The organism is Paenibacillus uliginis N3/975, assembly GCF_900177425.1.
Taxonomy (GTDB): domain Bacteria; phylum Bacillota; class Bacilli; order Paenibacillales; family Paenibacillaceae; genus Paenibacillus_AQ; species Paenibacillus_AQ uliginis.
The window spans coordinates 488,146-494,561 of sequence record NZ_LT840184.1 but is presented as its reverse complement, the minus strand read 5'-3'; the positions used below and the strand labels follow the sequence as shown (position 1 = coordinate 494,561).

Sequence of the window (6,416 nt, the reverse complement as noted above, 5' to 3'; positions counted from 1 at the left end):
AGCAAGCTCCTCATCAAGTCCGCTCGACTTGCATGTATTAGGCACGCCGCCAGCGTTCGTCCTGAGCCAGGATCAAACTCTCCATTAAAGGATTTTTCGAGCGGACACTTCCTGAATGACTTCAAGAAAATATCCAACCTTCCAAATCAATTTAAAGAGCGATTCGCTCATTTAGAAGCTAACGTATTTAACGTTACTTTTGTTTCATTGACGTGTTTCATTTGTTCAGTTTTCAAGGAACTTGTCCGCTCTTTGTCGTTGATATTTCATATCAGCGTCTCAGCAGCGTAGGTTTACATTATATCAAGTGTTTCGATTGCTGTCAACACTTTTTTCGACAACTTTCGACGTGGTGTAAATCTTGATGATTAACTTCCGTCAAAAGCGACAAGAAATAATATACCACGCTGAAAGTTATTTATCAAGCATTTTTGAAAAATAAATTTCCCAAGACAAATTCATCCTCATCTTAACCATAAAAATGAATTGATTTCCAGTTCGAAAGGTTTTAAGGTAAGTTCATTGCTTCATCAACTATTATATAGAAAGGAGATGACCTGATGTCAGATAAACCGCTGATTCTGAACAATACCGCCTCTCCGTCCAAGCCCGTCCAAAACAACACACAGCAGGCTACGGTATACAAGATACTACTTGCAATCAGCTTTGTGCATCTGTTCAATGATTCGATCCAATCGGTGATTCCAGCTATTTTTCCTATATTAAAAGACAACCTGCTGCTGACATTCACTCAGGTCGGGTGGATCTCGTTCGCCATCAACTTCACTTCATCCATCATACAGCCGGTTATTGGCTATGCTGCAGACAGGCGACCAACACCGATTCTCCTGCCCATTGGCATGTGCTTCACTTTTGCCGGAGTATTTATTCTGGCTTATTCAGACTCATACTTACTCGTGCTCTTCTCGGTAGTCTTGATTGGTCTCGGCTCTGCAACATTCCATCCAGAAGGGATGCGTGTTGCCCACATGGCTGCGGGTATGCGCAAGGGGCTGTCCCAATCAATTTTTCAGGTGGGAGGTAATGCCGGGCAATCTTTGGCTCCCCTGATCACCCGATATGTGTTCGTTCCTTTCGGTCAAATCGGCGCACTCGGATTCACGGTTGTGGCTACTGCAGGCATTGTTGTCCAGACATATGTGGCCCGTTGGTACAAGAGCATGCTGGACTCGGGATATACGTTCAAAAAAAGAGCTGGTGCCCGTCTCATGGATCCAGCCCGGCGCAAAAGCATCCGGAACGCGACCTTCATACTGGTCACCCTCGTATTTGTCCGTTCGTGGTACGGGGCTGCAATCAGCAGCTACTATGCTTTCTATTTGATGGATGCATATAAAATATCAATAGATAACGCACAAATTTATATTTTCTTATTTCTGGCTTCAGGGGCCGTAGGAACATTCCTCGGTGGTCCGCTAGCCGACCGCTTTGGCCGCCGAAATCTGATCATGTTATCCATGATCGGGACAGCACCCATCGCGATTGTTCTACCGTTCGCCTCGCCTTTTTGGGCTGCCGTGCTGCTCGTGATTGGCGGATTCATCCTGCTTTCAAGCTTTTCCGTCACTGTTGTGTACGCCCAAATGCTGCATCCAGGAAACATCGGTACCGTCTCCGGCCTAATTACTGGCTTTGCGTTTGGTATGGGCGGTGTAGGTTCGCTTGCACTCGGGAGTCTCGGGGATGTATGGGGGATCGGAAACGTGATGATCGCTGTAGGATTCCTGCCACTGCTCGGTCTGCTTGCCCTGCTCCTTCCGGGAGATGCTCAGCTTGACCGTTGGTCTACTGAGTAACTTGGCTAATTCCCTGAGGGAAAGGGAATTGCAATCAGAGGTTAACAGCTTACCAGTAACAGATTATGCTAGTTAAGTGAGCTGAGCTAGTAAAAGGCTCATATCAAAAAAGAGACACCTTCACTTGCGCAAATAAGCGCTTGAAGGTGTCTTTTTCAATTATCTATTCATTTAACAAACGTACGAACTCATTTTCATCCTCAATGACCTGAATGCCGAGCTGCTGGGCTTTGGTCAGCTTGCTGCCTGCTTTTTCCCCGGCGATCAAAAGATCAGTCTTCTTCGACACGCTACCGGTAACCTTTGCACCAAGGCTCTCCAGCCGTTCTGTCGCTTCCTCACGGGTAAGTAGGTGGAGCGTGCCGGTTAGGACAACTGTTTTACCGCTGAAAAAGGAATCTGTGCTCACAGGGCGCGGCGCTTCCGGCGCTTTAGCCTGAATACCCAGGGATAACATCTTCTCAATACTTGCTTGTGCAAACGGATCGGCAAAATATCCGGCGATACTTTCTGCCACAATACCGCCGACATCCGGTAGGTCTACCAGTTCTTCTGCTGTAGCCGCCATCACCAGATGGAGATCGCGATAGTGATCCGCCAGCATTTTGGTCGTGGATTTACCGGTGTTCGGAATACCAAGTGCATAGAGGAAAGATGCGAGATCCCGCTCCTTGCTCTTCTCAATGGCATCCAGCAGGTTCTGCGCTTTCTTCTCCCCAAACCGCTCAAGCTTCACCAGGCTGTCAAACGAGAGAGTGTACAGATCAGCCGGCTCGCGCACATTCAGCTCCTCGTACAGTTGATTCGCTGTTTTGTCGCTGAAGGTTTCAATGTCCATGGCGTCACGAGAAGCAAAATGGGTGATCCGAGCGATAATCTGCGGCTTGCAGCCCAGCTTGTTGTTGCAGAATAAATGCGCACCCCGTTGTTCCAGCGGGAAACCGCATGCCGGGCACTGCTCCGGATAGAGGATTTCCTCACCGTCATTCTCCTCCGTTACCTTGCCGAGAATTTCGGGAATAACGTCATTGGAGCGGCGAATGAACACTCGCGTTCCGAGTGCGAATTTGAGGTTTTTGCGTTCAATATCACCGACATTGTTCAGCGTGCAGTTCTGCACCGTCACACCTGCCAGCTCCACTGCCTCCACACGGGCTAGCGGAGTGATTTTTCCAGTCCGTCCTACGTTCCAGGTGACAGATTCCAGAATGGTTGTCGTTTCCTCAGCCTCAAATTTATAAGCAACAGCCCAGCGAGGAAATTTATCCGTATAGCCAAGCGCTTCCCGGGTACGGATGTCCGTTACTTTCAGAACCGCTCCGTCTATTAGGTAATCCAGCTCTGAACGGCGTGCTTCAATGTCAGCCAGCTGCTCCATGACGTCGTCAAAGTTCTCGAAATAGAAAATGTACGGATTTACCTTGAACCGGTTGTCGCGTAGGAAATCCATCATTTCTTTGTGATCGTTGAACGTGATGTCATCCGAATAACCTACATTGTAAAAATACGCATTGAGTCTCCGCTCTGCCGTTACCTTCGGATTCAGGTTCCGCAGTGCGCCTGCTGCAGCGTTACGAGCGTTCTTAAGCGGTTCAGCCGCCTTCTTATTGTAATCTTCCAAAACGCTCAGGTTCATAATGCCTTCACCCTGCACTTCGATCGTACCTTCCGTATAAGGAATCGTCAGCGGCAAGGATTTAATCGTCTTGACCTGAGCCAGTATGCCCTCACCAACCGCACCGTTGCCCCGGGTGGATGCCTGAACCAGTTTACCGTCCCTATAAGTCAGATTAAGCGTCAGTCCGTCAAACTTCAGTTCCAGTGCATACACAGGGACCGGCAGAGGATTGTCTGGATTTTTTGTATTGTAGTCATTAACCAGCCTGACCACACGATCATGCCAGGTACGGAGCTGCTCGATGTTTTGAGCCTTGTCGAGACTCCATAGCGGAGCCAAATGGCGGTGTGGCGTAAAACCCTTTAAAATATCTCCGCCCACCCGCTGTGTCGGCGAATCCGAAAGCGCGGTTCCGGTTTCCTTCTCCAGCGCTACCAACTGATCGTAAAGGGTATCGTATTCCTTGTCGCTCACAAGCGGCTGATCCAGCGTGTAGTAATGGTAGTTGTAATTGTTCAGCTCCGTGATGAGCTTCTCCATCTTTTCCTTGAAATCCATACAGGGGCAATCCTCCTTCGTATTTATGCTTAAGTCAGCAAGTATGTTATCTCTATTCCACTTTCGTAATCGGTGCAAAACCGGCCAGCAGACGCTTAACACCCACGGGTGCCGGGAATGCGATCTGTAGCTCCATATCATTGCCAGTTCCTTTGACTGCGACGATTGTTCCAGTCCCCCACTTGCCATGGGCTACCTTATCGCCGGCCTTAAAGCCATCCGAGCTGCCAGCAGATGTCGCCGGGCGTGCAGGCGCTCCCGTTGTAACCGTCACACGGCTCTTCTGGGCTGCTGCTGCGGAAGCCGTTGAACCCCCAAGCGATAAATCCTTGGAGCGGCCTCCTCCGAAGTTGCTGCCTCCTCCGCTGCCGAAGCCACGTCCAGCATATGAGCCACCAACATTGCCGCCGCGACGGTAGCGATCTTGAGCCATTTGAGTGTCTTCCTTCAGCTCATCCGGAATTTCCTCCAGAAAACGGGAAGGCGGGTTGGCGGTCGTTCGACCGAACAAGGTCCGCATCCGTGCACAAGAGAGAAACAGCTGCTTCTCCGCACGGGTAATACCAACGTAAGCCAAACGACGTTCCTCTTCCAGCTCTTCGTTATCCGAAAAGGCACGGCTGTGCGGGAACACGCCCTCCTCCATCCCGATGATGAACACAACTGGAAACTCCAGACCTTTGGCGCTGTGCATCGTCATAAGCACGACGGCATCGCTGCGATCCTCCTCCTCATCGTTCATGGAATCGATGTCGGCGATGAGCGCAAGATCGGTGAGGAACGAAACGAGAGTTTTGTCCTCGTTATTTTTCTCAAATTCCTGTGTAACGGACAAGAACTCCTCAATGTTTTCGAGACGGGATCTAGATTCAATCGTATTCTCTGTCTGTAGCTCCGTCCGGTATTCGGACATTTCCAATACTTTTTCCGTCAGCTCGGTTACCGACAGGAACTCAACCATTCTGTTCAGTGCTGCGATCATATCGTAGAATTCGACCAACGCGTTGCGGGTACGGCCTGCAAAACCGAGATCGTCCACCACTTGGAGCACCCGGAAGATTGACATTCCACGTTCACCGGCCGCAGCCGCCAGCTTGCCGACGGTCGTATCACCGATGCTTCTTTTCGGTACATTGATGATCCGCGTCAGGCTGATGTCATCATCCGGGTTGGAGATTAGCCGCAGGTATGCGAGCAAGTCCTTGATCTCTTTACGGTCGTAGAACTTAACGCCGCCGACGATTTGGTACGGGATGTCCGACTTAATCAGAACTTCCTCAATGACCCGGGACTGGGCGTTCGTACGGTACAGAATAGCATGGTCTTGATAGGGCTTGCCTGTTTTCACGTTTTTGTTAATTTCGGAGGTGACAAAATAGCCCTCATCATGCTCCGAATCCCCGCGGAACACCTTGATCTTCGGCCCTTCTCCCTGCTCGGTCCACAGGTTCTTCGGCTTACGTCCTGTATTCAGGGCTATGACCTTGTTCGCCGCATTCAATATATTCGAAGTGGAACGGTAATTCTGCTCCAGCAAAATCGTCCGCGCTTCCGGATAATCTTGTTCAAAGTTCAAAATGTTGCTGATATCAGCTCCGCGCCAGCGGTAAATGGATTGGTCACTGTCACCCACTACACAAATACGGTGGTGGCTGTCAGCCAACATGCGGCATAGCATGTACTGCGCCCGGTTCGTGTCCTGGTACTCATCAACGTGAATATACTGGAATTTACGCTGATAGAAGTCGAGAACTTCCGGCATTTCCTTAAACAGCTGGATCGTTGTCATAATGAGATCGTCGAAATCGAGCGAGTTGTTACTCTTCAGACGTTTTTGATATTCGGTGTAAACCTTGGCAACGAGGCTTTCAAAATAATCTCCCGCTTTCTGCTCGTACTGCTGCGGAGAGATGAGTTCATTCTTGGCCGCGCTCATCGTCGCTTGAATCGCTTTTGGCTCAAACTTTTTGGTATCGATGTTAAGATGCTTCATACAGTTGCGGATAACCGATAGCTGGTCGGTGGAGTCCAAAATGCTGAAGTTTGAGGTGAATCCGATCCGTTCAATATCTTTACGGAGGATACGCACACACATGGAGTGGAATGTGGATACCCAAATGTCTCGGCCCTCATTGCCAACAAGCTTGGATACCCGTTCTTGCATCTCGCGGGCGGCTTTGTTCGTAAAGGTTATAGCCAAAATGCTCCATGGCGGGGCTTTTCGTGTAGCGATGAGATAAGCGATCCGGTGCGTAAGCACTCGTGTCTTGCCTGATCCGGCTCCGGCCATAATGAGCAGCGGTCCGTCAGTCGCTTCGACGGCCTTCCGCTGCTCGGGGTTGAGGCGCTGGACGGCCTCGTGTATGTTAATGGGCTGCATAGGTTCAGTTGCCTCCTATTTGTATAGAGTAAGTGAGAATCTC

General features: G+C 49.9%; 4 protein-coding genes. 2 read left to right on the top strand and 2 right to left on the bottom strand.

The genetic code is table 11. From position 1 onward, the window contains the following. Nucleotides 1-291, top strand: a 291-nt coding sequence (locus B9N86_RS29940; RefSeq protein WP_210190630.1) for a hypothetical protein, incomplete at its 5' end; no start/stop codon positions are given. Between the two features lie 269 nt (nucleotides 292-560). Continuing rightward, nucleotides 561-1,817: an MFS transporter gene (locus B9N86_RS02130; RefSeq protein ID WP_208917566.1), complete on the top strand. Its 1,257-nt coding sequence runs from the start codon at nucleotides 561-563 to the stop codon at nucleotides 1,815-1,817. Between the two features lie 163 nt (nucleotides 1,818-1,980). Here the strand turns inward: B9N86_RS02130 and ligA are convergent, their stop codons facing one another. Together ligA and pcrA are read right to left on the bottom strand one after the other, a co-directional pair. Then, a complete protein-coding gene (gene ligA, locus B9N86_RS02125; RefSeq protein WP_208917565.1) occupies nucleotides 1,981-3,993 on the bottom strand; it encodes an NAD-dependent DNA ligase LigA in 2,013 nt (670 codons plus the stop codon). A 52-nt stretch (nucleotides 3,994-4,045) separates the two neighbouring features. After that, on the bottom strand, nucleotides 4,046-6,373 hold the full coding sequence (gene pcrA / locus B9N86_RS02120) for a DNA helicase PcrA (protein ID WP_208917564.1): 2,328 nt from the start codon (nucleotides 6,371-6,373) through the stop codon (nucleotides 4,046-4,048). Between the last annotated feature and the right edge of the window lie 43 nt (nucleotides 6,374-6,416).

Coding starts and splice junctions, on each gene's coding strand:
- pcrA (WP_208917564.1), bottom strand. CDS start 6,373: ATGCAGCCCATTAACATACACGAGGCCGTCCAGCGCCTCAACCCCGAG.
- ligA (WP_208917565.1), bottom strand. CDS start 3,993: ATGGATTTCAAGGAAAAGATGGAGAAGCTCATCACGGAGCTGAACAAT.
- B9N86_RS02130 (WP_208917566.1), top strand. CDS start 561: ATGTCAGATAAACCGCTGATTCTGAACAATACCGCCTCTCCGTCCAAG.